The 544-nt window shown below is 53.5% G+C and carries 1 protein-coding gene; it reads right to left on the reverse strand.

The window, feature by feature from the left end; all coding sequences use genetic code 11:
- Nucleotides 1–216: 216 nt before the first annotated feature.
- On the reverse strand, nt 217–544 hold a 328-nt coding region (locus B3797_RS13225), incomplete at its 5' end, for an aldehyde dehydrogenase family protein (protein WP_311791317.1).

The following is a 544-nucleotide window of genomic DNA, read 5'->3' on the forward strand; positions in this document are numbered from 1 at the left end:
CGTCATGTTCATTCAGCACGTTATAGATCTCGTTCATCAACATTCCTTATTCGGTTCGGCCTCAGGCCTGTCAGGAAGCACTCTCCTGACCTTGCCACAGCAATCTTACGCGGTTATGACAGTTAACAATGGGTCGAAAAAACGCTAAATGCACTGAGATAAATATGAAATAAAAACGGCGCGTTGCCCAGAGAGCAACGCGCCGCAGACGGTAAATCAGAAGAAACCGAGCGGCTGTACGCTGTAGCTCACCAGCAGGTTTTTGGTCTGCTGATAGTGATCCAGCATCATCTTGTGAGTTTCGCGCCCGATACCCGATTTTTTATAGCCGCCAAAGGCGGCATGTGCCGGATAGAGGTGGTAACAGTTGGTCCAGACGCGTCCCGCTTTAATAGCGCGGCCGACGCGATAAGCGCGGTTGATATCGCGCGTCCAGACGCCCGCGCCCAGCCCGTAAATCGAGTCGTTGGCGATGGCGATCGCTTCCGCCTCATCCTTAAAGGTCGTGATGCCCACCACCGGCCCGAAGATCTCCTCCTGGAAA

This window comes from Pantoea sp. UBA5923, from assembly GCF_002431095.1.
Classification (GTDB): domain Bacteria; phylum Pseudomonadota; class Gammaproteobacteria; order Enterobacterales; family Enterobacteriaceae; genus Pantoea; species Pantoea piersonii.